Annotated in this window: 20 protein-coding genes; 19 read left to right on the top strand and 1 reads right to left on the bottom strand. The window is 46.8% G+C overall.

Going from position 1 to position 26438, the window contains the following annotated elements:
* The first annotated feature begins 17 nt into the window (after positions 1-17).
* From AC6I3O_RS13835 to AC6I3O_RS13795, 9 genes are all read left to right on the top strand, one after another.
* Positions 18-1769, top strand: a complete 1752-nt coding sequence (locus tag AC6I3O_RS13835; RefSeq protein WP_497851399.1) for an ABC transporter ATP-binding protein — start codon at positions 18-20, stop codon at positions 1767-1769.
* The gene (locus AC6I3O_RS13830; RefSeq protein ID WP_497851398.1) at positions 1766-3481 is read left to right on the top strand and encodes an ABC transporter ATP-binding protein; all 1716 of its coding nucleotides are present in this window, start codon (positions 1766-1768) and stop codon (positions 3479-3481) included. The genes AC6I3O_RS13835 and AC6I3O_RS13830 overlap by 4 nt, the downstream gene beginning before the upstream one ends.
* A 26-nt stretch (positions 3482-3507) precedes the next feature.
* The gene (locus tag AC6I3O_RS13825; protein ID WP_497851397.1) at positions 3508-4425 is read left to right on the top strand and encodes a trigger factor; all 918 of its coding nucleotides are present in this window, start codon (positions 3508-3510) and stop codon (positions 4423-4425) included.
* 4 nt (positions 4426-4429) lie between these two features.
* Positions 4430-4753, top strand: coding sequence for a thioredoxin family protein (locus AC6I3O_RS13820; RefSeq protein WP_497851396.1), 324 nt, complete (start codon positions 4430-4432; stop codon positions 4751-4753).
* A gap of 97 nt (positions 4754-4850) precedes the next feature.
* On the top strand, positions 4851-6116 hold the full coding sequence (locus AC6I3O_RS13815; RefSeq protein ID WP_497851395.1) for a sensor histidine kinase: 1266 nt from the start codon (positions 4851-4853) through the stop codon (positions 6114-6116).
* Positions 6116-6862, top strand: a complete 747-nt coding sequence (locus AC6I3O_RS13810) for a LytR/AlgR family response regulator transcription factor (protein WP_497853479.1) — start codon at positions 6116-6118, stop codon at positions 6860-6862. The genes AC6I3O_RS13815 and AC6I3O_RS13810 overlap by 1 nt, the downstream gene beginning before the upstream one ends.
* Positions 6863-6906: 44 nt before the next feature.
* Positions 6907-9036, top strand: coding sequence for a C40 family peptidase (locus AC6I3O_RS13805; protein ID WP_497851394.1), 2130 nt, complete (start codon positions 6907-6909; stop codon positions 9034-9036).
* Positions 9037-9050: 14 nt separating this feature from the next.
* A complete protein-coding gene (locus AC6I3O_RS13800) occupies positions 9051-9206 on the top strand; it encodes a hypothetical protein (RefSeq protein ID WP_497851393.1) in 156 nt (51 codons plus the stop codon).
* 280 nt (positions 9207-9486) lie between these two features.
* On the top strand, positions 9487-10470 hold the full coding sequence (locus AC6I3O_RS13795) for a LacI family DNA-binding transcriptional regulator (protein WP_497851392.1): 984 nt from the start codon (positions 9487-9489) through the stop codon (positions 10468-10470).
* A 202-nt stretch (positions 10471-10672) separates the two neighbouring features.
* Here the strand turns inward: AC6I3O_RS13795 and AC6I3O_RS13790 are convergent, their stop codons facing one another.
* Positions 10673-12535 (bottom strand): IS1634 family transposase, encoded by a 1863-nt coding sequence (locus AC6I3O_RS13790; protein WP_290451298.1) that lies wholly within the window; start codon positions 12533-12535, stop codon positions 10673-10675.
* 500 nt (positions 12536-13035) lie between these two features.
* On the opposite strand from AC6I3O_RS13790, the gene AC6I3O_RS13785 reads away from it, so the two are divergent.
* From AC6I3O_RS13785 to smc, 10 genes are all read left to right on the top strand, one after another.
* Positions 13036-14361, top strand: a complete 1326-nt coding sequence (locus AC6I3O_RS13785) for an ABC transporter substrate-binding protein (protein WP_497851391.1) — start codon at positions 13036-13038, stop codon at positions 14359-14361.
* 133 nt (positions 14362-14494) lie between these two features.
* A complete protein-coding gene (locus AC6I3O_RS13780; protein ID WP_497851390.1) occupies positions 14495-15328 on the top strand; it encodes a carbohydrate ABC transporter permease in 834 nt (277 codons plus the stop codon).
* 4 nt (positions 15329-15332) lie between these two features.
* On the top strand, positions 15333-16163 hold the full coding sequence (locus AC6I3O_RS13775; protein WP_497851389.1) for a carbohydrate ABC transporter permease: 831 nt from the start codon (positions 15333-15335) through the stop codon (positions 16161-16163).
* A 37-nt stretch (positions 16164-16200) separates the two neighbouring features.
* On the top strand, positions 16201-17544 hold the full coding sequence (locus tag AC6I3O_RS13770; protein WP_497851388.1) for a DUF2961 domain-containing protein: 1344 nt from the start codon (positions 16201-16203) through the stop codon (positions 17542-17544).
* Between the two features lie 21 nt (positions 17545-17565).
* Positions 17566-19047 carry a glycoside hydrolase family 32 protein gene (locus AC6I3O_RS13765; RefSeq protein WP_497851387.1) on the top strand — a complete coding sequence of 494 codons (1482 nt, stop codon included), beginning with the start codon at positions 17566-17568 and terminating at the stop codon, positions 19045-19047.
* Between the two features lie 388 nt (positions 19048-19435).
* Positions 19436-20314, top strand: coding sequence for a hypothetical protein (locus AC6I3O_RS13760; RefSeq protein ID WP_497851386.1), 879 nt, complete (start codon positions 19436-19438; stop codon positions 20312-20314).
* 276 nt (positions 20315-20590) lie between these two features.
* Entirely contained in the window at positions 20591-21613 is a 1023-nt protein-coding gene (plsX, locus tag AC6I3O_RS13755; RefSeq protein WP_497851385.1) for a phosphate acyltransferase PlsX, read from the top strand.
* Between the two features lie 54 nt (positions 21614-21667).
* Positions 21668-21901, top strand: coding sequence for an acyl carrier protein (acpP, locus tag AC6I3O_RS13750; RefSeq protein WP_016217183.1), 234 nt, complete (start codon positions 21668-21670; stop codon positions 21899-21901).
* 54 nt (positions 21902-21955) lie between these two features.
* Entirely contained in the window at positions 21956-22651 is a 696-nt protein-coding gene (gene rnc, locus AC6I3O_RS13745; RefSeq protein ID WP_497851384.1) for a ribonuclease III, read from the top strand.
* Between the two features lie 7 nt (positions 22652-22658).
* A complete protein-coding gene (gene smc, locus AC6I3O_RS13740) occupies positions 22659-26219 on the top strand; it encodes a chromosome segregation protein SMC (RefSeq protein ID WP_497851383.1) in 3561 nt (1186 codons plus the stop codon).
* The last annotated feature ends 219 nt before the right edge of the window (positions 26220-26438 follow it).

The following is a 26438-nucleotide window of genomic DNA, read 5'->3' as shown; positions in this document are numbered from 1 at the left end:
CAAAGGAGTCAGGAAAAGTGAATGAGAACGTGAAAAAGGCGGAATCGGGCAAGGGTAACTGGCGTGATTTCTGGAATCTTTTAATGAAGATACAGCTTCCATGGCATTGGATTATTATTGCATTTCTGTGCAATTTCTTTTATAACAAGGTCATGCTGAAACTGCCGACAATCACGGCGGGACTTATGAGCGGAAATCTGGATAATAAGGTATTGTGGGATGCGATTTTATTCTATGTGCTCTTTACCGCCGTGCTGTGCGGGGATGTGGCTTTACGGTCTCCGGCGCAGCATATTGCGGCGCGGAATGCAAGGCGGGTAATCTGGAAGAAAATGCTCCATATCCGGATGGACTACTATGACAGTAACGATCCGTCGGATATTATGAGTACCATTACCAACGATACCACGATGGCGGCGCAGCTTTTGGTGCAGTTTCTGGTGGGATTTCTTCCGACGCTTTATTATATAGCAGAGGCGCTCAAGACCATATCCTCTTACAATATCTGGCTTATGGTGTCTGCGTTCCTGCTCTTTCCGATTAAAATCCTGTATATGGTATTTATCGGACGGATGCAGTTTAGGACGCAGGCGGGCGTGTATCAGGAAATCGGAGGATTGACGGCGTACCTTGCGGAGCGTGTCCGTAACCTGAGCCTCATCAAGACTTATACCAATGAGGAGAAAGAACTGAAGAACGGCGAGAATGCCGCATACAGCCTGTTCCATGCCAATATGCGGGTAAAAAAGCTGGAATGTACCGTCACGGCATTGACCACGTTGATTGGGATGGCGCAAGTCATGATTGTTATGGTGTTCGGGGTCGTCCTGTTAAAGCGGGGGGATATTGATATTCAGCAGTGGGTGGCATTCTATATGTTTTCCGGCACACTGTCTACGGCATTTTCCAATCTGTTGGACTACTGGGCAAATTTAAAAATGATTCAGGGGACGACGGCAAGGACTGCAAGGCTTCTGACTGCGCCGGAGGAGGAAGAAACGGTGAAGGATACGAAAGAGCCGGAGAGTGCGGAAGTGACATTTTCCCATGTTTCCTTCTCCTATGGAGACAAAAAGGCTCTTGAGGATATTTCTTTTCATGTCCCGTCGGGCAGTTCTACAGCGATCATTGGATTGTGCGGAAGCGGGAAGACCACCTCGGTGAGCCTGCTGGAGCATTTCTATGAGCCTTGTGAGGGAGAGATCACATTCGGGCGAGTCCCGGTATCGGAGATGTCGCTGGACGTGCTTCGCGGGTCTATGGGATACGTGCAGCAGGGCGCGGATATTTTCAGCGGGACGGCGAGAGAGTCGCTTACTTACGGGCTTCACCGTAAGGTGGAGGATGAGGAAATCTGGGAGGCTGCAGAAAAGACGGGATTTGCAGAGGTCTTGAGGAAATGGGAGGATGGGCTTAACGCTCCTGTGGCTCCGGGAGGGACTTCCATGTCGGGCGGGCAGAGGCAGAAGCTGGTGCTTACACGGGAATTTATGCGCAAGTCTGGTATGATTCTGTTGGATGAGCCGACTTCGGCGCTGGATGTCACGGCGTCTAAGATGATACAGGATACGATTTTCGAGATGTTCCCGGGGAGGACAAAGATTATTATCACCCACGACCTGTCTCTTCTTGAGCGGGTAGACCAGATTGTGGTGCTGAATAAGGGCGTGCTGGCAGGATGCGGAAGTTATGGAGAGCTGTATGGAAACTGTCAGGCTTTCATGGAGCTGATTGCCGCCTGTGAGACAGAAAAGGAGGCAGTACAGTGATAAAATTGATAAAAGGGTATACGAAGATATTTAAGGGCATGAAACTGCCGTGGCTGCTTTTGTTCTTTGTGGTGGCGATTTCCATGGTGAAATCCCATGTGGAGGTGGAGGCTGTCACGATTACGGCGTCCATCATTGACGGGACGCAGAATTCTATTAAGACGGATGAGCTGATTCGGTACATTGAATTTCAACTGATTGCGGGAGGGATTACCATTGCGTTTACTTATATCTCCGGGCTGGTTCTTCAGAAGATTAACCTTGCGGTTCGTTTAAAGGTCTGGAATAAGATGATGCATCTTCCTACCAGCTACTATGATTCGGATAATATCAATGAACTGGTGACTCGTGTGACGACGGACGCGGATAATGCGGGGAATTATTTCCAGATTCTGATTAATATTTTTACTGCTTTCTATGCGGGAATCGTGGCGTACCAGAAGTTGTTCTCATTCCAGGGTAAGATGGCGGCGGCAAGCCTGCTGGTGATTCCGGTTCTGGCGGGGATTACGGTGTTGTATAGTATGCTGTCCTTTAAGACGGGCATGACGGCAAGGACCAGGCTTGCGGCTACTATGGGATATCTTGCCGAGCATGTGCGGGGCCTTAGGCTGATTAAGTCTTTCCGGATGGAGGATGAGGAGAAGGAGAAGGCAGATGATTTGTTCCGGAAACAGTGCAAGGCAGATATTTTTTTGAGTTATACTTCCATGATTCAGTTAGGCGGCATGGAGATTATGGGCTGTCTGACGATTGTGATTTCGTTCGTGCTTGGAAGTAAGATGGTCGCGGCCGGGGAGCTTACCATAGGGAAACTGATTGGGTTCTATACCTTGTGCGGGCTTGCAACGGTGCGGCTGGCGGAAATCTGTACCAACTTCGGGGCGTTTTCACAGAATGCGGGAATTGTCCAGAAAATCGGCAGGATTTTGGATTGCCCGGAAGAGTCGGAGGATGGGGATGAGATGGATGTGTCGGACGCGGATATTGTCCTTGACCATGTGGATTTTTCTTACCGGACGGCTTCTGTGCTGCGGGACATTAACTGTGTGATTCCTAAGGGGAAGGTAACGGCGGTGGTGGGAACCAACGGCGCCGGGAAGAGTACGCTGTTTAAGCTGTTGGAGCGGATGTACGATCCGACTGCCGGGAAGATCTGCTTTGGGGATAAAGACGTGAAGCAGTTTAAATTGTCGTCATGGCGGAAGTGTTTTGCGATTGTTTCCCAGGAGAAACCGATTTTATCCGGGACAATCCGGGATAATATTATCTATGGCGTAGAGCGTCCGGTAACGGAGGAGGAACTGGTGCATGTGGCGAAGATGGCGAATATCTATGATTTCGTCATGAATACGCCGGGGCAGTTCGATGCGGAAGCGGGACCGGGAGGGTCGAATTTCTCAGGCGGACAGCAGCAGTGTATTGCGATTGCAAGGGCGATGATGAGAAATCCGGATTATCTGCTTCTTGACGAGGCGACCAGCAATCTGGATGTGAAGAGCGAGCAGCTTGTGACGGAGGCGTTAAGCAACCTGATGAAGGGCAGGACCACGGTCCTGATCGCACATAATTATTCGGCTACTGTGTTCGCCGATCAGGTAATCGTGCTGTGCGACGGGGAAATCAAGGGGTGCGGTACGCCGAAGGAATTGCTTGCGGCGAATGAATATTACCGGACGTTTGCGAATGCGGGAGCGGGAATCGGACATTAAAATAATTTAGAAAGGAAGCTGTAAAGATGAAATCTGGAATGGTAAATTGTTTTGATTATAAGGAGCTGGAAGTCCCTAAGGAGCTGGGGCTTTGGCATATCCCGGACAGTGAGATTGAGGAGGAACTTAGCGCTCTTGCGAAGGATCATTCCGGGGAGGAGGAGACAAAAGGGGAAATCCGGGAGGGGGATTGTGTGTACTGTACCTGTGTGGAGTCTTCTAAGGAGGGCTGGATCGGCCGGTCGGTCTTGCTGTATCCGGGACGGAAGCTTCCGGGAGCGGAAAGTGCGGAACAGGCGGTACTTGGAAAGAAGCAGGGGGATGAGTTTTCCTGTTTGCTGAAGGATATGGAGCTTTGCCTGAAAATCGAGAAGGCTGTGCGTATCCATGTAATGGAGGTGGGGGATGAGCTGGCGCAAAAGCTTGGTATCCCGGACGTACGGACTGTGGAGGATTATTACCGCTGGTATCACGGACAGCATGACGGTGAGAGGAGGGAGCGTGCCTGTATGGGGATTGCACGTTTCTGGCTTGAGGAGATGTCAAAGAGGAGTGAGTTTGAGATTGACCAGGCGGAGAAGCAGAAATGGTGTGACGGCCGGGCAAGAATCATGTATGACGGGCTGCTGGCTGCCGGGGATGATTTGAAGAAGACCCAGGAGGGCGAGGTCATTTCCGAGGAGGAGGCGCTTAGAAGGGCGGCTGAGGAGCAGGAGAAATATTTTATTCCCTATCTTATGTATTGCTATTTTTCGGAAAATGACGGGTTTGTGATGACGGAGGATGATTTTGCCGCGGAAGTGGAGAAGATTGCCGCACAGCGGGGCGAGGATGTAAAGGAGCTTATGAAGCAGGCGGACATTACGATGTTCAGGCAGCAGGCGTATCAGGCGCATACTTACCATCTGCTGATGGCGGACGCAGAAAAATATCTGGAGGTGTAATATTATGGCGATTATAGAGGCTACGGGTGAGAATTTTGACGAGCTGGTCAATTCAGCGGAGTATGTGATGGTGGATTTCTATGGAGATCATTGCGGTGCGTGCGTGGCGACTGCCCCTTATTACCGGGAGGTCGCGGATGATATGGCTTTTATTCGGTTTATTCAGGTAAATACATCTGTGTACCGGGAGCTTGCAAAGCGGTTCAAGATTATGGGGATTCCGGCGTTTCGTTATTTCCATAACGGGGAGCTTGTGCATAAGTCTGTGGGGGGCATGGATACGGAGAGGATTCATGAGCAGCTTGCAGAAATGCTGTACCATGACTGAGATTTGCAGAAATGCAGAGATTGAAATGTAAAATTGGGGATGATATACTGAGTTGGTATATCGGACGTATGGAAAATTGAGAGAGGAGGGAAACGCCATGCTGATTGCCGGTTACGTTTTTTTAGGAGTGGGGGCCGCTGTTTCTTGTTTTACGGCTTTTCGGTGGATTGGGACGGATAAACGGCGCAGTCTGGCGTTTTCTCTGATTGCGGGCGTGGCCTGTGGGCTGTCTTCCTGCCTGAATCTGAGTATAAGGTTTAGTGGGATTGCCTGTTTCCTTTTTCTGGCTGTCTTTATCCCTATTGTCCTTGAACCTAAGGGCGTGTGGGTGGATGCCGCCGCTGTGACGTCCATTGCCTGCGGGCAGTTTGGGATGTTGCAGACGACGGCCGCCGCTGTTTTCAGGCTTACGTTTCTGTCTTTGTTTTTCCGGGTCATGCTGCTTGTGATTGGCTTTCTGGCTGCATATGCTATCTGCGGCAGGCTTGCGGGAGGGTTCCCGGGCGTGGGGTGGCAGGAGTATGTGGAAGGACAGAATGTGGATTCGGATGACGCTGGGCAGTTGATGACGGGATTTGGTGTGTTTTTTGCGGTCTATGGGGGATGCCTGGTGTTTCCGGCTGTTGCAGGGAGTGATTCTCTGCCTGTGATGTGCCTGGAATGGTCTGGGTTTTTCGGAGGCTTGCGTTTGATTGATTTGATAATCGTGAACCGCCGGGAGCGGATGAATGTGCTGACGGAGAAGCAGTACAGGGATGAGATGCAGACGTATATGAGCGTGATTCGTTCCCAGAGGCATGATTATAATTTTCATGTGCAAACCCTCCATGGTCTGCTGGTTCGGAAGGATTATGACGCCTGTGAGAGGTATTTGAACGAATTGCTGGAGGATTCCATTGAGATGAATCAGATCTTGCCTCTTCAGGATGCGGCAATCAGTGCGTTGATTCTTTCTTTTAAGAGTAAAGCGGCGCTCGTTGGGATTCCGATGGATATTTCGATTGAAAATGATCTGTCGCAGATTGCTACCAACGTCTATGAGACGAATAAGGTCATCGGCAATCTTTTGCAGAATGCCATTGATGAGGCGGAACTTACGTCGGACAAGTCTTATGGAATCAAGCTGTCTGTGTTCAAGCGGGGGGAATTCTGTATGATCAGTGTCTCGAACCGGGTGAGCAGGGGAAAACCTATGGGGTCATACCAGATGGGACGTTCTTCTAAGGCAGGGCATGAGGGAATCGGGATTGCTTCGATTCAGGCGCTTGTGTCCAGATATGGAGGAGTCGTGTATTCCAGAATGGAAGAGGATGTGATTTTTTTTATTGCAAAACTGCCTTTGCGGTTGTTTAAGGAGGAGTGATGATGTATGAGGGGCTTGTGCTTTTGGTGGATGACCAGCCAAAGGCTTCGGAGGCTTCGATTGCTGCTTTGGAGCATTATGTGCCAAGGGAACGGGTTCTGTATGCAGAAGATGTGGAAACGGCAAAGAAGATACTGGGGGCGGGGAATGTGTCGCTGGTGTTCCTGGATATTGAAATGCCGGGGATGAGCGGGTTTTCGATGGCCGCGTTTCTTGAGGAGGCGTATCAGGGGATTCCTTATGTGTTCCTGACGGGACATGCGGATTTTGCAGCAGAGAGTTATGATTATGAGCCTGTGGATTTCCTGACGAAGCCTGTGGACGTAACGCGGCTTGGCAGGACTTTTGAGCGGGTGGAGAAGAGAAGCCGTCCGTTTTCCGGGAAGGTGGCTGTGCGGACGGGGCAGGATTATACGCTGGTGGAGCCTGAGGAAATCTGTTATATCTGTAAGGAGAAGCGGAAGGTATTTCTTAGGATGAAGGATGGGCGCGAGTTTCAGGCTGCGCAGCCTTTGGATGAGCTGGAGAGGATCTTCTGTGATTATGGTTTTTTTCGATGTCATCAGTCGTTTTTGATTCCGATCGGGGATATCCGGCAGGTGAGTTCGAGTATGTTCGGGCAGACGTATGAGGCGGTGTTAGGGGAGGATACCGTAGTGCCTGTGAGCAGGGGAAAGTATGGGAGGCTTCGGGAGGAGCTTCAGTCGTTGGGGATTCCGGTTGTGAAAGGAGTCATACCTAAGTAATGGGACTGACGGTTTGTGGATAGATGGGAAGGATGAGGTCTTGTATGAATAGACAGAAGAGATTAATAAGGTGTGTGTGCGCGGCAGGAATTGCGGGAATGTTAGCTGCGGGAGCCATTACCGGCGGGATGAACAAGCCGTATACGGTGAGGATGGATGCGAAGCGGTATGATGGGGCGGCCGAGGAGATAAAAGTGCTTGAAGGCGGGCAGGATGTGTCAGAGACGACGCTGGATTTCGAGGATTCAGCAGATGCAGGACAGATAGAGAATGCAGGGAGTCCGGCGGATCCGGCAGGCCCGACGGAATCGGTCGATCCAACCAATCAGGGGGAAGTGACAAATCCGACAGAATCGATTGATTCGGTGGCACCGGAAGAACCAGCCGTACCGGAAAAGCCAGGGATTTCGGAGATGCCGGAAGAACCAACGATACCGGAAGGATCAGCCGTACCAGAAGAGCCAACTGTATCGGAAAAGCCAGGGATTTCGGAGATACCGGAAGAACCGACGGAGCCGGGTACTCCAGTTAATCCGGGGGAATCGACGAATCCGGAGAAACCGACAGGTACGGAAAATATAGGGAATCCGGGAGAGCCAAGTGATGTGGTCATTCCGTTATTTCCGATGCTGCCGGGGATTGACGAGATGAGCAGAGATGCTGATGAACTGAAGCCGGAGAATATGATGCCGGAAAGAATCAGCAACGCAAGCCTTATCATGAATCAGAAATTAGTGAAACTTCCAAAGATAGTTGAGGATTTCCGTTTCTGGACGGTTGCAAGGAAGTATGCATTTGCCAGAGAGGACATGGTTATCCGGGAGGCGATTTTGGCGGACGAGGGCATGGAAGGAAGTGTTCGGGCGGTAGGGAGACTTTCCGGGAATGGTCTGTTATTTATATTGAAGGAAGAGGATAACGGATGGTTCTATGTGGAGTCCGGAAGGGTCAGAGGATTTGTGCGTTCAGAGGAGGTTATTACAGGGGAAGAGGCTGTTCCGATTCTTGAGGCGTACCAGAATGAAGCGCGTATAGAGGCCGAAAGAGAGCAGGCCGAGTATACCGGGATTGAAGGTGTTGCGCCTGTGGCCGTGGAAACTGTGCCGTGGCGGGAGAATCAGGCATTTGTTTATCTTAGGGCAACGGCGGGCCAGACTGTGGTGGAGAAGGATTATGCCATTGCGAAGGCTGAGACGGCCGTGAGGGAAGAAAAAAATGAAGCGAGCCGGATGGTCGGCGTTCTTCCTGAGGGCGGCCTGTCCTGTATTCTGGAAGATAAAGAGCAGGATTGGGTGTTCATTGAGTCCGGGGATGTCCGGGGATTTGTAAGGAAGGAATGTCTCCGGTATGAGGAATCGGTCACGGAAGAGAATTTTTTGAAGGCAAAGGAGTTGGTCAAGCCGGAGGAAAACGGGGCGTGTTATTATACCCTTACGTCTACGGAGCCGGGAGTCCCGGACGGGGAACTCAGAAGGTCTGTGATTGAATTCGCAGCGCAGTTCGTGGGCAATCCTTATGTGTGGGGCGGCACCAGCCTGACTCAGGGGGCGGACTGTTCAGGATTCGTCCAGAGTATTTACAAGCAATATGGTTATGACATACCCAGAGTGGCGCGTGATCAGGCTCAGTATGGGACGCAGATTCCGGTGGAAGATGCTTTGCCCGGAGACTTGATTTTTTATGCCAGGGACGGGGGCATCCATCATGTGGCCATGTATGCGGGAGACGGCAAGACCATCGAAGCCATGAGCTCGGATACAGGGATCGTTCAGGCGGATGTAAGGAAGGACAGCGCTGTGTGGGCGACGCGGATTTTGAAGGATGATAGTTTCGGGTATGCAGGCGGAGGTATTGGGAATGTAAATGCTGTACCGGATATGTATGGAAAGGATTTAGGGACATTCAAACTGACATACTATTGTGCGTGTGAGCTTTGCTGTGATGTGGAGACAGGGATTACGGCCACGGGCGCGCCGGTAGTGGAGGGCAGGACCATTGCTGTGGATCCCAGTGTGATTCCATATGGAACACAGGTGATTATCGGCGGGCATGTATTTACTGCGGAGGACTGCGGCGGATCGATTAAGGAGAACCATATCGATATCTATGTGAATGACCATGAGACGGCTAAGGCGCTTGGGGTGAATTATGCAGAGGTATATCTGAAAAAGTAGGGGACGATGGGCATATGCGGGTAGAATTGCTTTTTCCTTCTCTGGTGAATGGAAGCGGTTCTAGTTCATTTTCAGGTACGTCCACGGGTTCATCATCCATGAGTGCGGCAACGAATCCGTACAGTGTAATGGGTATGTTCTCCAAGGGCGGGGCTTACAATAATGAGTAATTATTATGCAGTGGGCATGATGATGAATTACCTGATTTAGTTACAGCTGTTTATATTGAGTAGTGTTAGGACGCTGCACAGGAAGAAGTATCTGACTGTGCGGCGTTTTTGTCATATGGGAAATAAAGTACCTTATCATGCTAACAGATAATATTATGGAATTGGATCTTGCGCTAGACGGCTGTCAAAGTATTTGATATAATTTTTAAGTAAGGTGCCGAAATAAGAAAAATATTGATATAGTTGTTAGAATGTTATAAATTGTAAGAGGTGGTATACGATGGCCGGGATAAAAGATGTTGCAAAAGAAGCAGGTGTAGGAGTCGGAACGGTATCAAGATATTTGAATGACAGCGGCTATGTATCAGAAGAAACAAGGGCAAAGATAGAGGCGGCTATGAAAAAACTGGATTATATTCCCAATGAACTCGCAAGAAATCTATATCATAAAAAAACTGGAATTATAGCAGTTCTCGTCCCGAATGTATCGAATCCATTTTTTTCTGAGTTTGTAGATTATGCCGAGGCAGAGCTTTATCACTATGGCTTTAAGATGATGCTCTGTAATACTGAGAAGGAGAGCAATGCCGAGTTAGAATATCTTGATATGCTCAGGCGCCATATTGTGGATGGTGTTATTACAGGCGTACATTCGTTGGATGTGGAGGAGTATAAGAAGATTCATAAGCCCATTGTGGCTCTTGACCGTTATCTGGGAGAAGATATTCCGGTAGTTGCAGTGAATCACAGAGAAGGCGGGCGTTTGGCGGCGGAGACACTGATTGCCAACGGCTGTAAGAAGATTCTGCATTTTCGGGGAGCAACGGAGGTTGGCTCTCCATATCATGAAAGGCATTATGAGTTTGAGCGGGTCATGAGAGAGCATCACATACAGACGATTTGTTATGAACTGCAATGGAACCGGCTTGATTCGGTCTATTACAGGAAGGTTGTGGAAGATGTATTTTCCAAAGAAATAGAATTTGACGGTGTTTTTGCTGTCGACCGTCTGGCAATTGAGTGTATGAATGAAACGATACGGAGACACCGAAAAGTGCCTGGAGATGTTAAATTTGTCGCTTATGACGGAACATTTATAACAGATATGGTAGAGCCAAAGATGACGGCTATTGTACAGCCAATCGAAGGTCTGGCAAAGGAGTCTGTTCGCCTGATACACCGTCTGGTAAACGGCAGGGTATATAAAAATAAGAATGTTATATTGGAAGCAGCATTAAGGAAAGGAAGGACAACGATTGTGTAATGGTGATAATCAACAAAATAAGTATTGAAAATTCTGTAATTATGTACAAATTTAAAAAGAAAATAAAGAAATTAGTTGACAAGTTGTGAAAGCGTAATATAATCCCATCTTTAACACTTGCAAAAGTCTAAAGAGGCGCTATCCCTTGATTTTACTAGGATTGCGCCTCTTTAGCTTTGATTATGGATGTTGTATGGAAAGACTATTTTGAAATTTTTTTGATCTTTTTATTTAGTTCTTTCGGTTGATAGTATTTTTTATCCAGACCAAGCCCCCAAATTGCATTTAGGGCTGTGCATACCTTAGAATTGTCGTAGGTTGACATGTAACACATATCTTCTATATTGGCTACTTCCATGTTCTTTAAGGTTTCAATGATATTTTCAATAGAAAAGTGTGTTCCATATCGGTTTAATTTTGTTTCTAACAGCCGGTATATCAGAAGCGATGTATAACAGATCATAAAATGTGCAACAATCCGCCGGGGCTTCTGATGGTATACAGGGCGCGCAGAAAGATTTGTCTTCGTGATCCGGAAGCAGTCTTCAATCTTATACCTGTTCGAGCTGATCCCAATTACGGTTTTTACATCGTCATCAAGATTTGTCGCTACCGCATAAAAACCATCATATTTTTCTTCTTTGTCTATAACAGCCTGATCTATTTCGTATGAATCTGTAACAGTCTCCCCACTTTTCGTACAAGAAGTTCTTTTGATGAAGCGCGTGACATCATGAGGCCCCTTTTTATAGGTATCGGGCTCCAGATTCTTAAGAAGTTTTTTTGCCCGTTCAATCTGTCGGTTCCGGATAAAACGCTGGTATTCCATCATTTTTCTGGAAAAAGTTACAATCACCTTTTGTTTTACGGTGGCTTTCGACTTTACTTTTACTGTTTTCCCGTTTTTCAGGTGCTTTTCTTCATAAAGCCCAAGATCGAATGCTTGATCGGCTTCAATGATCTTGTAAGCCTTGTCATTATATAAATCTTTATTTTCAGGATCCCGTTTATCGAAGGATTTCAAATCCTCAATTGTAACAGGTGTGTCAGAAGAAAGAAGCTTATAACCATAATCATTAAAAACAGCTTCTTTCAAATGGTCGGAAAGTTTCTTTACAGACTGGGTGACGATAAAAGCACGGCCGCCCATGGAATTAAAGTTCCTGATATTGAGCGAACCAAGGCCGGCATCTGCACAGTATATAAATTTCTTTTTCTGAAACATCTGTGAGAGCTTTTTTTCCAATGGGATAACGGTTGTCTGTTCATTGTCTGAGCCGGAAGTAATACACATGGACAGAGGGATGCCGTCCGTATCCATGAACAGCCCCATTTCAACAATGGGATTGGGGCGGTGTTCTTTGGATGGACCGTACTTACGCAGCCCCTTGATGGTTTCACCGGTCACTTCATCGACATAATCCTCGTCTTCCATTTCAGTCTCAAAATAATAATTCGTGCAGTCATAGAAACAGACAGAAGTATCCCTCTTAATAATGTTATTGCTTTTCTCGAAAAGATGGGAGATATATTCGTCATAATGATCTGCCATAAGATCCATGGTGCGCATGATATGCATGTAATCGAACTGAGGTTGTTCATAGTAATTTGCCATATGCTGCAGGGAGCTGAGTTTTGAATCCGGCGCAAGAATGCGGTCACAGGTAAGGAAACGGTTCACAAGGTTCGGGTCGAAGGTAATCTTTGAATCGGCTGTTAAGGAGTCAAAGAAAGAACCGATTTCCAGGCTGTGGTAAAGCTGTTGAAGAAAAAAGTAGCCAATATTAAGTTGTTTGCTGGAAGAAGCAAGCGAATCGGAAGCTTTAAGCTTTTCAGCAAAGTTGATCTTGAGTTCTAAAGAAATCTGATGATTAAGTTTAGCCTCCTCATTGAATTTGGCGACCTGCTCTTTGGCATAAGAAAGAGGGTCGTCGGTAATCTTTAGAAGATCAGAATGCCGACCGATCCGTGCAATATTTTTAGTAGTCGTTTTTTTCCCATTCCGGATACCGAGTTGAACGAAATAGGTAGGGTTTTTTGATTTCCTGTCATACCAAAGTTTCATAACACCATTATAGCATAGTTTCACGTGAAACACAACACCATACAACAAAATAATTTCAAAAATTTGACAAAAAAATGCAGGCTTTATAGGGACTGTAGCGATTTTATCTTTTTTTAAGTGTTAAAGATCCGAGTCTGTTCGCCTGATACACCGTCTGGTAAACGGCAGGGTATATAAAAATAAGAATGTTATATTGGAAGCAGCATTAAGGAAAGGAAGGACAACGATTGTGTAATGGTGATAATCAACAAAATAAGTATTGAAAATTCTGTAATTATGTACAAATTTAAAAAGAAAATAAAGAAATTAGTTGACAAGTTGTGAAAGCGTAATATAATAGAATTAAGAAAATTGAAAAAGTGCTTTTGAGGTTTTTATTTTTTACACTTGATGGAACGGGTTCCATATAATGTGACATCAAGTGTAAACCAGAAACAATTTATTTTTTTCCTTAATGTGGAACGGGTTCCATATTGAAGTAATTAAGAAGGAGGAACATTATGAAGAGCAGAAATTTAAAACAATTATTATCCGCAGTAACGATTGGGGCGATGACACTGGGATTGATGACAGGATGCTCCGGGGGCGGTTCTGAGGAGACGAAGACAGATGAAAGCGGCGCTACAGTTATTAAGTTCGGTATTCATGTAGCGAACCCGGCAGAGCAGGAGACGGTTACAAACAATATTGTAGAGGCTTTCAATAAAGAGAATGAGGGAAAGTATAAAGTAGAGTTTGAAGCTGCGGATACAGAAACTCATTCAAAGAATATGAAGCTGAAGGCAGAAGACGGAACATTGCCTCAGATTTTCTGGATTGAAGGTTCGGAGGCTCCGGAATACAGCGAGGCGGGAGTCCTGCTTGACCTGACGGAATTTCTTGATGAAAATTCAGAGATTAAGGCGGCGCTTGGCGGCATGGAAGCGGCTTTCAAGGATGACAACGGACAGTTTGGTCTTCCCTATCAGTGTAATGTGCAAGGTATCTTCTACAATAAGGAGATTTTTGATAGTGCGGCGGTAGATTATCCGACGGATGAGACCACATATGAAGAATTTATTGAGATAGTAAAAAAATTGAAGGAAAGCGGGGTGATTCCACTTGCAATAGGCAGCAAAAACAGCGCGTATGCAATGTGGGAGTTCAACGAGTTCCTTGCCAGATATGGATGGGAAGACAATATCGGAAATATTCTGGATGGAAAAGACAAGTTTAACAATGAAGAGCTGACGGCATGTTTTGAGAAGTTTCAGGGTCTTAAAGATGCAGAAGCGTTTCCGGAGAATATGGCCACAATAGAATATTTTGACGCCAAGCAGTTATTTGATGAAGGAAAAGCAGCCATGTTTGGAACAGGGCAGTGGGATTGTGCTGAATTTGATGAGAATATCGGAGATAAGATTGGCTTTTGGTGGGGGCCGAAATTTACGGACACCCAGAGTAACCAGGAAATCGTAATGAAAGTCCCGTCAGCGCCGATTGGTGTCAGCGCAAAGGCTGCAGATGATGAAAAATTAAAGGAAGGTGTGTATGAATTTCTGAAATTCTATTACGGAGAAGAGGCAGCTAAACTTTCCTATGAAGGTTCTATATTCCCGGCAACAAATTATGAAGGGGCGGCAGCGTCTGACAGTCAGTACGCTATGAACGCTATGATTGATGCGCTTGCCAACGGATGGGAAAGTCCCCAGGCGGCTCCGGATCTTACCGTGTCCTCTGCAATTCAGGAAGCTTTATATGACGGTATCTTCGGAGTACTTCAGGGAACATACCAGCCGGGAGAAGCTCTTGATAAATTGGATGCAGCTCTTGCCAACAGTAAATAGAATAGAAGCGTTCCGGCGCCGGGAAGTATTCAGCGGCGTCGGGATTCTATAAGAAACAGATGGGAAAAGGAATAAGAAAGATGGGTTAATATTTATGCATTGGTTAAGCAAAAAGAGGTATAAGATAGGCCTTATGATTCCCACATTACTTGTTTACAGTATCTTTATTATACTGCCGATTATCATAGCGGTAAGATACAGTTTTACAAAATATTCAGGAATCGGTCAGGCAAAATTTATCGGGCTTAAAAATTATGTGAGATTGTTCCAAGATGAGACGTTTTGGATTTCTTTTAAGAATACAATGGTCATGTTTGTGATGGCATTTGTGCTTTTGATGACCTTATCGTTTTTGATTGCTCTTTTGCTCAATAAGAGATTAAAGGGCGTAGATTTTTCAAAGGCTCTTATCTTTTCTCCGGCAATCATAGCGCCGATTATTGTGGGTATTATCTGGGTATATATTCTTGACCCTAATATCGGTATTATAAATAATATTCTGGACGCTGTCGGAGCAGAAGGTCTGAAGCAGAAGTGGATTGGCGGCGATACATTATCACCCTACAGCATTGCGGTTATATATTTCTGGCAGCAATTGGGATATCTCGTTACTATATTTATTGCGGGCCTGAAGATGATTCCGGGAGACGTTCTTGAGGCAGTAAAGATCGATGGCGCCAGCTCCATACAGGAAATCAGATATGTCATCATTCCGATGATGCGCACGACTATTTCCACAGTAGCGGTACTGGTCATAACAGGTGTATTTAAAATATTTGAAATTGTGCAGCAGACTACCGGCGGCGGTCCGAACCATCTGTCGGAAACGTTAGTGACCTACAGTTATTCTATGACGTTTTCCAGCGGCGATTATGGATACGGCATGTCGCTGGCAACAGTTACCTTTTTACTGTCATTGCTGATTACGGCAGTTTACAGTACGGTAACAAAAGAAAGAGAGGGATAAGCTTATGCCAAATAAGAGAAAAAAAGCAGGACAGTATATCCTGATGGTGTTGATTACGGTATTAGTGGTCTTTCCGTTTTTGTGGATGCTGGTTCTTTCCCTTAAAACAAATTCGGAGATACTGTCATCGCCCCTGTCCCTGCCGAAGACATTTAATTTCGATAATTTCAGGCATGCATTGGAGACGCTTGATTTTCCGAGGCTGTATGGAAATACATTTTTTGTGTGTATAATCTCTATGATTGCAGAACTGGTTATTACATTTTTGAGTTCCTTTGTACTTGCGAGGATGGAATTTAAGAATGAAAAACTGAGAAAGATGTTATATGGCTTTTTGATTATGGGTTTGTCTATTTCCCCTTTTATCCTGCTGTTCCCTGTATATAAAATAAATGTATTTTTTGGATTAAGAGGGAAATGGGCGTTGATTTTTCCGTATATTGCTACTTCGATTTCTTTTAATACATTGCTCCTTGTGGGGTATTTAAAATCTTTGCCTACCGAAATAGATGAAGCGGCGGTCATTGACGGATGCAGTGTATGGGATCTTATGATTAGGGTTATCCTGCCTATGACAAAGCCTGTAATTGCTACTGTGGTTATATTCAATGTTCTGTACATCTGGAATGAGTTCCCATTTGCGTCGGTTATGCTAAGAGATGTGTCAGACTATACATTATCAATGGGCGCGTCATTCTTTAAGGGGACTTACACCGTTGATTACGGCGGGATTGTGGCGTCCAGCATTATGATTATAATACCGGAATTGATATTCTATGGAATTTTCCAGAAAAATATTGTAGAGGGTATGACGGCCGGAGCAGTAAAAGGTTAGAAAGTTCATAGAGAAAATGAGATAAAGGAGAATATTTATGAGTAAGGTATCAGGATTATTTCAGGATTTAACAACAGTCAAAAAAGCAAGGAACGGAAGGCTTGCCAGTTGGGATCAGCGCGGCAAGAATCAGGATTATTGGGAGATTCCGGCCAAAGAAAGCATTGTTCTTGGGGAAGTAGAGGGACCTGGGTGTATCACCCATATCTGGATGACTTCATCTTGCCGTAAGGTAAAGGCTCCAAGTATTTTGGATCCGGTATTAAATGCATCGGCGGCTCCGGTCATGGAGATTCACCCTGCATTAGGCGTGATATGGGACGATTATGATCCGTTCTATTATAGGAAAGCATTGATTAAGATTACATGGGATGACCAGGAGACTCCAAGTGTTCTTGCGCCTTTGGGAGATTTCTTCTGTATTGGAAACTGCTACCCGGGTAATTTCAGTTCGCTTCCCTTTAATGTATCTTTAAAGCCGGAAGAGGCAGGGAGATATGGGGCGCCTTGTTCCGTATCCTGTTATTTCCCAATGCCTTTTAATAAGAAAGCAAAGATTGAAATCGTTAATGAGAATGAGCTGCCCTTTATCTTATATTTCAATATTGATTATGAGATGTATAAGGAGCCGCTGGATGAGAATACCGCTTATTTTCATTCCTGCTGGCGGCGGGAGAATCCTTGCGACGGCTGGGGTCCGGATGTCCAGACCAATTCCCCGGAAGTAAATAATGTAACCAACTTTAAGGGGGAAGGCAATTATACGGTTCTGGATGTAGAAGGTACAGGACATTATGTTGGATGCAACCTGACGGTAAAGCACTATCAGGGAAGCTGGTGGGGAGAAGGAAACGATATGTTCTTTATCGATGGAGAAGAGTACCCAAGCCTTAACGGGACCGGAACGGAGGATTATTTTAATCATGCATGGGGAATGCAGAGAAATGCGTATCCGTTCTTTGGAACCATTGTGCATGAGGGTGATACGGATGGTTTTCAGGTGTCTTATCGGTTCCATATCACAGATCCGGTACGATTTGAAAAGAGCCTTCGGGTAACGATTGAGCATGGGCATGCCAATCATCTGTCGGACGACTGGAGTTCTACCGCTTACTGGTATCAGACATTGCCGACAAAAACGGAGGTTACAATATTGCCGGTAGAGGAGAGACTTCCGAATGTACCCAAGCTTCCACAGAGAAATTTAAGAATGCCTGAACTTACGGACGAGATGAAAGCTGCAAGGGAATCATGGGAAAAACGGTGGGAAGAGTATGCTCCTGCAAGAGAAGAGCAGTTCCGGATCAAAGAAGAAAAGGCGAGACGGGAATCAAAACTTAATACGGAATTTGCAAAAAAACTCCGTGATGAATATAGATAGAAAGTAATTTGGAGGAGTTTTATGTCTAAGGAAATCATGCTGAGCAATATCGAAAGAGCCCAGCGGACAATTGATGAGAACCGAGAGTCAGTAAAAAAGGGAGCGATGCGCCAGCGGTATCATTTTATGGGGGAGACCGGATGGATTAACGATCCGAACGGCCTAATCTTTTATAAAGGAAAATACCATTTCTTTTTTCAATATAATCCTTACTATGGATTTTGGGATTATATGCACTGGGGACACGCGGTAAGCGATGATATGCTGCACTGGGAGTATCTCCCTGTCGCGCTGGCGCCCAGTGAGAAGTACGACGACCATATACGGGGAGGATGCTTTTCCGGAAGCGCTATTGAACATGATGGAAAGCTGTTCTTGATGTTCACCGGTACGACAAAAGATGGGAAAGGATTTGAGCAGACCCAGTGTATTGCTTACAGTGAAGACGGAATCCATTTTGAAAAATATGAGGGCAACCCGGTCCTGACCCCGCCGGAAGGTGTTCCTGCCCATCAGTTCAGAGACCCGAAGGTGTGGAAGCATGAAGATACTTACTATATGGTATGCGGCGCAAGCAAAAATGACAGGGCGCAGGCCCTTCTCTACCGCTCAAAGGATATGCTTCATTGGACATTTTTCAGTGTTCTGGCCCAGAGCCGGGGAGAATGGGGGTACATGTGGGAATGCCCGGACTTTTACCCGGTAGGGGATAAGTATGTATTGATGGTTTCCCCTATGGGCGCAGGAGAACGTACAGTTGTGTATATGGTCGGTGATTTTGACTATGTGACCGGGAAGTTTTGCTGCCACATCAGCGGGGAGATAGATTGGGGCTATGATTATTATGCTCCGCAGTCTTTCCTTGCACCGGACGGACGCAGGCTGATTGTGGCGTGGGCAAACAGTTGGGACTGGATGCCTTTCTGGAAGGACTGGGGGCCGACTTATAAGGAGGGCTGGTGCGGTTCATATAATATCGTAAGAGAAGTACGTTTGAGAGAGGACGGTACGTTAGCTTTTGTTCCGATAAAGGAATTAGAGATGCTTCGTATAGATATGCAAAAGCAGGAGAAACTGGTTCTGGAGTCTGGAGAAACAAAGCTGAAGGCCGGTGATGGGGTTTCGTTTGAATTAAAGTTCAGGATTGATTTGGAACATACGGATGCAGAAGCTCTTTTGCTGTATCTGCGTTGTGATGACAGCAGAAAGACTGTGTGTACCTTTGATTTTAAGCGGGGACAGATGTCGGTAAACCGCAATGACAGTGACGGATGGAGCGAAGGGATTTCTCACAGTGTTATGTATCTGAAAGGGAAGAAGGAATTGGATGTACATGTCTTTTCCGATCAGAGTTCTCTTGAAATATTTACGGATGGTTATAGTAATAATCATTCAAATAATATCTTTGCAGGAAATGATCAGACGGGGATAAGCCTGTGTGCCTGCAATGGACGGGCGACGCTTACGGGTATTGAGGCGTATGGGCTTAAGGGAGTGCAATAAATTTTTAGCAAGGCATTGTTACGGAAGGTTTCATCCGGTAGAAATAAAGTTATCGGATGAAACCTTTTGCTCCCAACATCAAATTATAGTCTCGTAGGTGAATTTTGCAGGAAAATTTGGCCCTGATAAAATTCTTGACAAAGACTGGTACTTTTATTAAACTAGAGCTACAGATTGTGGTTTCAGAGAAACTGTCCATATTTTTATTTTAATCATTTTTAGATATTCTGATTTTCAAGAAAATCGTTCCTGATTTCCAGGAGATTTCCAGATAAAGTAAGATAAAAGTAGATCAATTTATTCCTATCCATTGTCTGTATTCCTATTTTTTGCTATAGTAAGCATATAGATAGTTTCTCTGTATCAATTCATGAAAAGGAGGGACTCTATGTCAGACGGAATTGCGTATCAGAACAAAGATATCGAGTTTAAGCTTATCAGCGAGACCTTCAAGGAGAAATCGTTTGAAGCATATGGATTGAATCTGCCGAAGATTAAGGCGGTGCTTCCAACAAACCTGCCGAAGGTATCAGCCAATGAGAAGCGTATGGATCATCTTTTTTTACTGGAAGATGATACGGTTGCAATTGTGGACTATGAAGCGGAAGATAAGTTAGCGAATCGTGTGAAATATGTGAATTATATCGCGAGAGTGATGGAAAGATACATGAAGGATAGTGGAATGATTCCTGACCTTAGGATGATAGTCATTTACACAGGTGATGTAGAACATGCGGACAATGTGCTGGAGACAAAATGTTTTCGTTTGAATATGGAGCATGTTTTTGTAAGCCATCTGCCGGGTGAGGAAATTTATCAGGAGATAAAGCATAAACTTGAAAACGGGGAGAGGTTGACGGAACAGGAGTTTATGAGACTGATTATTCTCCCGCTTGCCGAAAAAGGGAAGGAAAAGAAGCAGAAGCGGGTGGAAGAGGTAGTTGAACTTGCAAAGATGATTGAGGATGAACAGGGGCAGGTCTTTGTAATTGCAGGCGTGTTGGTCTGCAGCGACAAGTTTATTGACAGGGATTATGCGAAGGGCATAAGGAGGTATTTGGGTATGACGAAGGTATTTCAGTTGTTTGAGGAGGAGAAGCAGGAGGCTGTGCTGCAGGCGGCGAAGGCGGCAGCTCAGAAAGAGAAGCAGCAGACTGCAGTTCGCATGCTTGAAGGCGGCGAAGATTTTGGAAGTATTATGATGTATACGAGACTGACTAAGGAGGAGATTGAGGAGATTCGGCAGAATATGCCCGTAATTCAGTAGGGAGTATCGTTTGCAGGAAAAGAGTGTGTAATTATAAAATGGCAAGAAAGGCTTTCGGAACATTCAGCGTGACCGGAAGCCTTTCTTTTCCATATCGACGTACACTCTGCGATAATGTGATTTTTTCATGTTGGACAACAATGGGGTATTGCTTTTTCCTATAATGTCTAGTAAAATTAGTCTAGTGCATCGTAGATTAAATAAATGGCTATGGTAAGCATTGGGTATGGCCGGTTATTTAATGGACGATGTGCAGGAATGTCAGGAGGAGTACAGATGACAGAAATTACGAATATAGCATTAGATGCCATGGGCGGGGACAACGCTCCCGCTGAGATGGTGAAAGGGGCGGTGGATGCCGTAGGGAAAGAGCCTGCTATGAAGGTGTTCCTGATCGGGCGAGAGGAGATTATTGAGAAAGAACTTGCAAAGTATCAGTTTCAAAAGTCGCAGATTGAAGTCATCCATGCTTCGGAGGTGATCGAGACGGCAGAGCCTCCTGTGAATGCAATCCGCAGGAAGAAGGATTCGTCAATCGTGGTGGGCATGAAGATGGTGAAAGCAGGAAAGGCAGATGCGTTCGTGTCGGCCGGAAGCTCCGGGGCTATCCTGGTAGGCGGGCAGACATTGGTAGGGCGGATTAAGGGCGTGGAGCGTCCGCCTCTTGCGTCGCTGATTCCCACCGAGAAAGGAGTGTCCCTGTTGCTTGACTGCGGGGCGAACGTGGATGCCAGGGCATCCCATCTTGTCCAGTTTGCAAAGATGGGTTCCATTTATATGGAACATGTCCTTGGCGTGAAGAGTCCTAAGGTAGGGATTGTGAATATCGGTGCGGAGGAAGAGAAGGGCAACGCGCTGGTGAAGGAGACCTTCCCTCTTTTAAAAGAACTGCGTGACATTCATTTTACCGGAAGCGTGGAGGCACGGGAGATCCCGCACGGTCAGGTAGACGTGGTGGTCTGCGAGGCATTTTCAGGTAATATTATCCTGAAATTATATGAAGGCGTGGGTGCAGTCCTGATCAGCAAAGTGAAGGAAGGGCTTATGTCCACTTTGAGGAGCAAGATTGGCGCGCTGTTGATTAAGCCGGCATTGAAGCAGACGTTAAAGGCGTTCGACGCCAGCGAGTACGGAGGGGCGCCGCTTCTGGGGCTTAACGGGCTGGTGGTGAAGACCCATGGCAGTGCAAAGGCGAAAGAGGTCAGCAATACGCTTCTTCAGTGCGTGACCTTTAAGAGACAGAGAATCAACGAGAAGATTAAAGAGTGTATTCAAACGGATGCAGTATCCGCTGAATAAATGAAGAACATTGATGTATCAGGAAATGAATATCAGAAAAGGAGAAGAGATGGTATGGAATTTGAAAAGTTAAAAGAGATTATAGCAGATGTTTTGAATGTGAATGCAGATGAGATTACGGAAGACACGACTTTTGTGGATGATTTGGGGGCGGATTCCCTTGACATCTTCCAGATCATTATGGGAATAGAGGAGACTTACGACATCGAGATTGACAATGAAGAGGCAGAGAAGATTGTCACAGTAGGAGATGCCGTGGAGCAGATTAAGAATGCGACAAATAACTAGGTAAGAAAAAGCCCGGTAGGGCTTTTTCGTTTTTCAGGTTTGTGAGGCGATAGAATGGGTCAGGAATTGAAGGTATTAGAAGGAAAGATAGGTTACAGGTTTCAGAATTTTGATTTACTCAGGCAGGCGATGATTCATAGCTCCTATGCAAATGAAAAGCATTTATCCAAACATGAATGCAACGAGCGTCTGGAGTTTTTGGGGGATGCCGTGCTGGAGCTGGTGTGCAGTGAATTTTTGTTCTTTGAGCATGAGCAGATGCCGGAGGGGGAGCTGACTAAGACGAGGGCGAGCATGGTGTGCGAACCGGCGCTTGCGTTCTGTGCGAAAGATCTGGAGCTAGGCAGGTATCTGCTGCTTGGGAAGGGGGAGGACGCCACCGGCGGCAGGAAACGGGATTCGATTACTTCGGACGCGCTTGAGGCGTTGATTGGAGCGATTTATATGGATGGTGGGTTTGCTAATGCGAAAGAGTTTATCCATCGTTTTATTCTGAACGATCTTGAGAATAAGACGCTCTTTTTTGATAGCAAGACTATCTTGCAGGAAATCGTGCAGGCGAATACCAAGGAGCCCATTAGCTACCATCTGGTAGGAGAGGAAGGACCGGATCATGATAAGTCTTTCCATGTGTCTGTGCAGATCGGGGATGAGGAGTACGGCGTGGGCGTCGGGCACACGAAGAAAGGGGCGGAACAGGTGGCGGCTTACCAGAGCATCTTAAAGCTGCGCAGTATGAATATAAAGTAGGTGGAGAATGTATCTAAAGAGTATTGAAGTGCAGGGCTTCAAGTCATTTGCACATAAGATTAAATTCGATTTCCATAACGGCATCACGGGAATCGTGGGACCCAACGGGAGCGGGAAGAGCAATGTTGCGGACGCGGTCCGGTGGGTCTTAGGCGAGCAGAGGGTCAAGCAGCTTAGGGGCGGCACCATGCAGGACGTCATTTTCTCGGGGACGGAGAACCGTAAGCCTTTAAGCTATGCGTCGGTGGCAATCACGCTGGACAATTCGGATCATCAGCTTTCCGTTGATTTTGAGGAAGTGACGGTGACGCGGAAACTGTACCGGTCAGGGGAGAGTGAGTACCTGATTAATGGGAGTGGATGCCGATTAAAGGATGTCAATGAGCTGTTCTATGATACAGGTATCGGCAAGGAAGGGTATTCCATCATCGGTCAGGGGCAGATTGACCGAATCTTGAGCGGAAAACCGGAGGAACGGCGGGAGCTGTTCGACGAGGCGGCGGGAATCGTGAAGTTTAAGCGGCGGAAGAATATGTCTGTGAAGAAGTTAGAGGAGGAACGCCAGAATCTTTTGCGTGTCAACGATATCCTTGCGGAGCTTGAGAAGCAGGTAGGCCCCCTTGAGCGCCAGGCGGAGACGGCAAGAGCGTATCTGAAGAAGAAGGAGGAGCTGAAAACCTACGATATCAATATGTTCCTGTTGGAGACGGAGCGTTTAGAAGAGCAGGTAAATGAGATTGCCGGAAAACTGAACCTTGCAAAGGAAGAGCTTGCAGGGGCCAGCCAGAGGTACGACGACATGAAGACGGAGTACGAGACGGTGGAGGAGCAGGTTGACGGGATTGACGGGGCAATCGAGAAGGCCAAGAGCCAGCTCAATGAGACCAATCTGTTGAAACAGCAGTTGGAGAACCAGATTGAGCTTCTGAAGGAACAGATTAACAGTATGCATATGAATGACGCCCATTATGACCAGCGTGCCAGGACCATTGCATCTGAGGTCGGGGTACGCAAAGACCAGCTTAGGGAGCTTGGACGTGAGGAGGACGAGCTAAAGAGGCAGATTGATGAGCAGACTAGGCTTGAGAATCAGGCGAAGGCGGAGTTGGTGGAGGTGCAGTCCCGGATTGCGTCCATCTCGGCTTCCATGGAGCAGCATAAGGATGAAATCATGGAGATTCTGAATAACCGGGCGTCCACGAAGGCGAAGATTCAGAAGTATGATACGATGCTGGAGCAGATTCAGGTACGCAGGGCAGGAATGAACCGCCAGATTATTGAGGCCCGGGAAGAAGAAGAGATTCAGTGCAAGAAGCTGCTGGGATATCAGCAGGAGCTTGAGGAGATTTCCGGGAAGATTATAGAGTTGTCGGAAGAGAACAGCCGGTACGAGGAGAAGATTGCTGTGCTGCAGGAGCAGCTGGCGAAACAGACGGAGCAGTTTCGGATTGGGCAGACGGCGTACCACCGGGAGGAGTCAAGGCTTGAATCTTTGAAGAATCTGACCGAGCGGTATGACGGGTATGGGAACAGCATTCGGAAGGTCATGGACTGTCGGAATCACGAAAAAGGGATTCTTGGCGTGGTTGCTGATTTAATCAAGGTGGACAAGGAGTATGAGATTGCCGTCGAGACGGCTCTGGGCGGGAATATCCAGAATATTGTGACTTCGGACGACGGGACGGCGAAGCGGATGATCGGGTTTTTGAAGAAGAACCGTTTTGGACGGGCCACATTCCTTCCGCTTACGAACATCCGGTCTTATGCAGGGAGCATCAAGGCGGAGGCTCTTCATGAGCCCGGCGTTGTGGGGACGGCAAATTCGCTGGTGAAGGTGGAGGAAAAATACCGGACGCTGGCGGATAACCTTCTGGGGAGGACGCTTGTGGTGGAACATATTGACCATGGGCTTGCCATTGCGAAGAAGTATAAACAGTCTCTTAGGATTGTTACCCTGGAGGGGGAATTGATTAATCCCGGAGGTTCCATGACAGGAGGCGCGTTCAAGAATTCCAGTAATCTGCTCAGCAGAAGGCGTGAGATGGAGGAATTTGAGCGGACGGTTAAACAGTTGAAGCGTGAGATGGACGAGGTGGAAGCGTCTTCGGACTTGCTGCGCAAGGAGCGCGCCGGTTATTATGAGAAAATGGATGAAATCAACAACAAGCTTCAGAAGGCTTATGTCATTCAGAATACGGCGAAGATGAACGCGGATCAGGCAGCGGCGAAGATCCGCAATTCCAGAGAGCTTGCGGAGAGTATGGGCGAGGAGGCTAAGAAGCTGGACGACCAGATTACGGAAATCGTGGATAATCAGGATTCTATCAATGTGGAGCTGGATACTTCCGAGAGGCTGGAACAGGAGCTTACCAAGCAGATTGAAGAGGAACAGAAGATTCTGGATGCGGGGCATGAGGAGGAAGCCGGGAAGGTGAAGCGTACGGAGGAGATTCATTTGGAGTTCGCAAGCCTGGAGCAGAAGTTCACCTTTGTTGACGAGAATGAGAACCGTATCCGGGAGGAAATCGGGAAGTTCCAGGATGAATTGAAGGAATTAGAGAAGAATAAGGGCGGTACTTCTAAGGAAATTGAGGAGAAGGAAAGGCAGATCGGTGAATTAAGGGAGACGATTGAGAACTCGGCAGAATTATTTACGGAGATTCAGGAGGAGATTGAGCGGTTCAAAAAGGAGCGGGAAGAGCTGAACCAGAAGCACAAGGATTTTCTGCAGAAGCGTGAGGATTTGTCAAAGCATATGGGAGACTTGGACAAGGAGATTTTCCGTCTGGAGAGCCAGAAGGAGAATTTTGAGTCGGCTTCGGAGAAGCAGATTAACTATATGTGGGAAGAGTATGAGATTACGCTTATCCGGGCAAAGGAGCTTAGGGATGCAAATCTTACGGATCTGGCGAAGATGAAGAAGCGGATTCAGGAATTGAAAGGGGAAATCCGGGGGCTTGGCAATGTGAACGTCAATGCCATTGAGGAGTTCAAGAATGTTTCTGACCGGTATGAGTTCCTGAAAGCCCAGCATGACGATCTGGTGGAGGCGGAGGCGACGCTGGAACAGATTATCGAGGAGCTGGATACTGCCATGCGCAAGCAGTTCCGGGAGCAGTTCGCGCGGATTGCCAGTGAATTTGACCAGGTGTTCAAGGAGTTGTTCGGCGGCGGCAAGGGTACGTTAGAGCTCATGGAGGATGAAGATATTTTGGAGGCAGGGGTGCGGATTATTGCGCAGCCGCCGGGAAAGAAGCTGCAGAATATGATGCAGCTTTCCGGAGGGGAGAAGGCGCTGACGGCGATTTCGCTTTTGTTTGCCATCCAGAACTTGAAACCGTCGCCTTTCTGCCTTCTGGATGAGATTGAGGCGGCGCTGGACGATAATAATGTAGTCCGGTTTGCAGGATATCTGCATAAGCTGACGAAGAGTACCCAGTTCATTGTGATTACCCACAGAAGGGGGACGATGACGGCGGCGGACAGGCTGTATGGGATTACGATGCAGGAGAAAGGGATTTCTACGCTGGTGTCGGTGAGCCTGCTGGAAGAGGAGTTGGATGCGTAATCGTTAGAGGGACGCATTTCCGGAAAGAGGGATATCCCACGCAGACTGAGACAACGTTCCGGCGAACTAACTGCTAACTTCGACTAAGACACTCAGGAGGGCCTTCGTGCCTAAGTCTTCGTAAGCAGTGGATTTCACCTCCACTAAGAGCGTCCCTGAATGTCTGCTTAGGGATATCCCTCTTCCCGGAAACGCTGTTTCCTCTAAGCGTCAGGGGGA

It is taken from the genome of Sporofaciens sp. St.21A7 (assembly GCF_059728535.1).
Note: the sequence above shows the minus strand (reverse complement) of the source record. Positions and strands in the feature narration are given on the sequence as shown.

Excerpts from the sequence above, each read along its gene's own strand:
- AC6I3O_RS13825 (WP_497851397.1), top strand. The coding sequence starts at position 3,508 with ATGAAATCTGGAATGGTAAATTGTTTTGATTATAAGGAGCTGGAAGTC.
- AC6I3O_RS13820 (WP_497851396.1), top strand. The coding sequence starts at position 4,430 with ATGGCGATTATAGAGGCTACGGGTGAGAATTTTGACGAGCTGGTCAAT.
- AC6I3O_RS13815 (WP_497851395.1), top strand. The coding sequence starts at position 4,851 with ATGCTGATTGCCGGTTACGTTTTTTTAGGAGTGGGGGCCGCTGTTTCT.
- AC6I3O_RS13810 (WP_497853479.1), top strand. The coding sequence starts at position 6,116 with ATGATGTATGAGGGGCTTGTGCTTTTGGTGGATGACCAGCCAAAGGCT.
- AC6I3O_RS13805 (WP_497851394.1), top strand. The coding sequence starts at position 6,907 with ATGAATAGACAGAAGAGATTAATAAGGTGTGTGTGCGCGGCAGGAATT.
- AC6I3O_RS13800 (WP_497851393.1), top strand. The coding sequence starts at position 9,051 with ATGCGGGTAGAATTGCTTTTTCCTTCTCTGGTGAATGGAAGCGGTTCT.
- AC6I3O_RS13795 (WP_497851392.1), top strand. The coding sequence starts at position 9,487 with ATGGCCGGGATAAAAGATGTTGCAAAAGAAGCAGGTGTAGGAGTCGGA.
- AC6I3O_RS13790 (WP_290451298.1), bottom strand. The coding sequence starts at position 12,535 with ATGAAACTTTGGTATGACAGGAAATCAAAAAACCCTACCTATTTCGTT.
- AC6I3O_RS13785 (WP_497851391.1), top strand. The coding sequence starts at position 13,036 with ATGAAGAGCAGAAATTTAAAACAATTATTATCCGCAGTAACGATTGGG.
- AC6I3O_RS13780 (WP_497851390.1), top strand. The coding sequence starts at position 14,495 with ATGATTCCCACATTACTTGTTTACAGTATCTTTATTATACTGCCGATT.
- AC6I3O_RS13775 (WP_497851389.1), top strand. The coding sequence starts at position 15,333 with ATGCCAAATAAGAGAAAAAAAGCAGGACAGTATATCCTGATGGTGTTG.
- AC6I3O_RS13770 (WP_497851388.1), top strand. The coding sequence starts at position 16,201 with ATGAGTAAGGTATCAGGATTATTTCAGGATTTAACAACAGTCAAAAAA.
- AC6I3O_RS13765 (WP_497851387.1), top strand. The coding sequence starts at position 17,566 with ATGTCTAAGGAAATCATGCTGAGCAATATCGAAAGAGCCCAGCGGACA.
- AC6I3O_RS13760 (WP_497851386.1), top strand. The coding sequence starts at position 19,436 with ATGTCAGACGGAATTGCGTATCAGAACAAAGATATCGAGTTTAAGCTT.
- plsX (WP_497851385.1), top strand. The coding sequence starts at position 20,591 with ATGACAGAAATTACGAATATAGCATTAGATGCCATGGGCGGGGACAAC.
- acpP (WP_016217183.1), top strand. The coding sequence starts at position 21,668 with ATGGAATTTGAAAAGTTAAAAGAGATTATAGCAGATGTTTTGAATGTG.
- rnc (WP_497851384.1), top strand. The coding sequence starts at position 21,956 with ATGGGTCAGGAATTGAAGGTATTAGAAGGAAAGATAGGTTACAGGTTT.
- smc (WP_497851383.1), top strand. The coding sequence starts at position 22,659 with ATGTATCTAAAGAGTATTGAAGTGCAGGGCTTCAAGTCATTTGCACAT.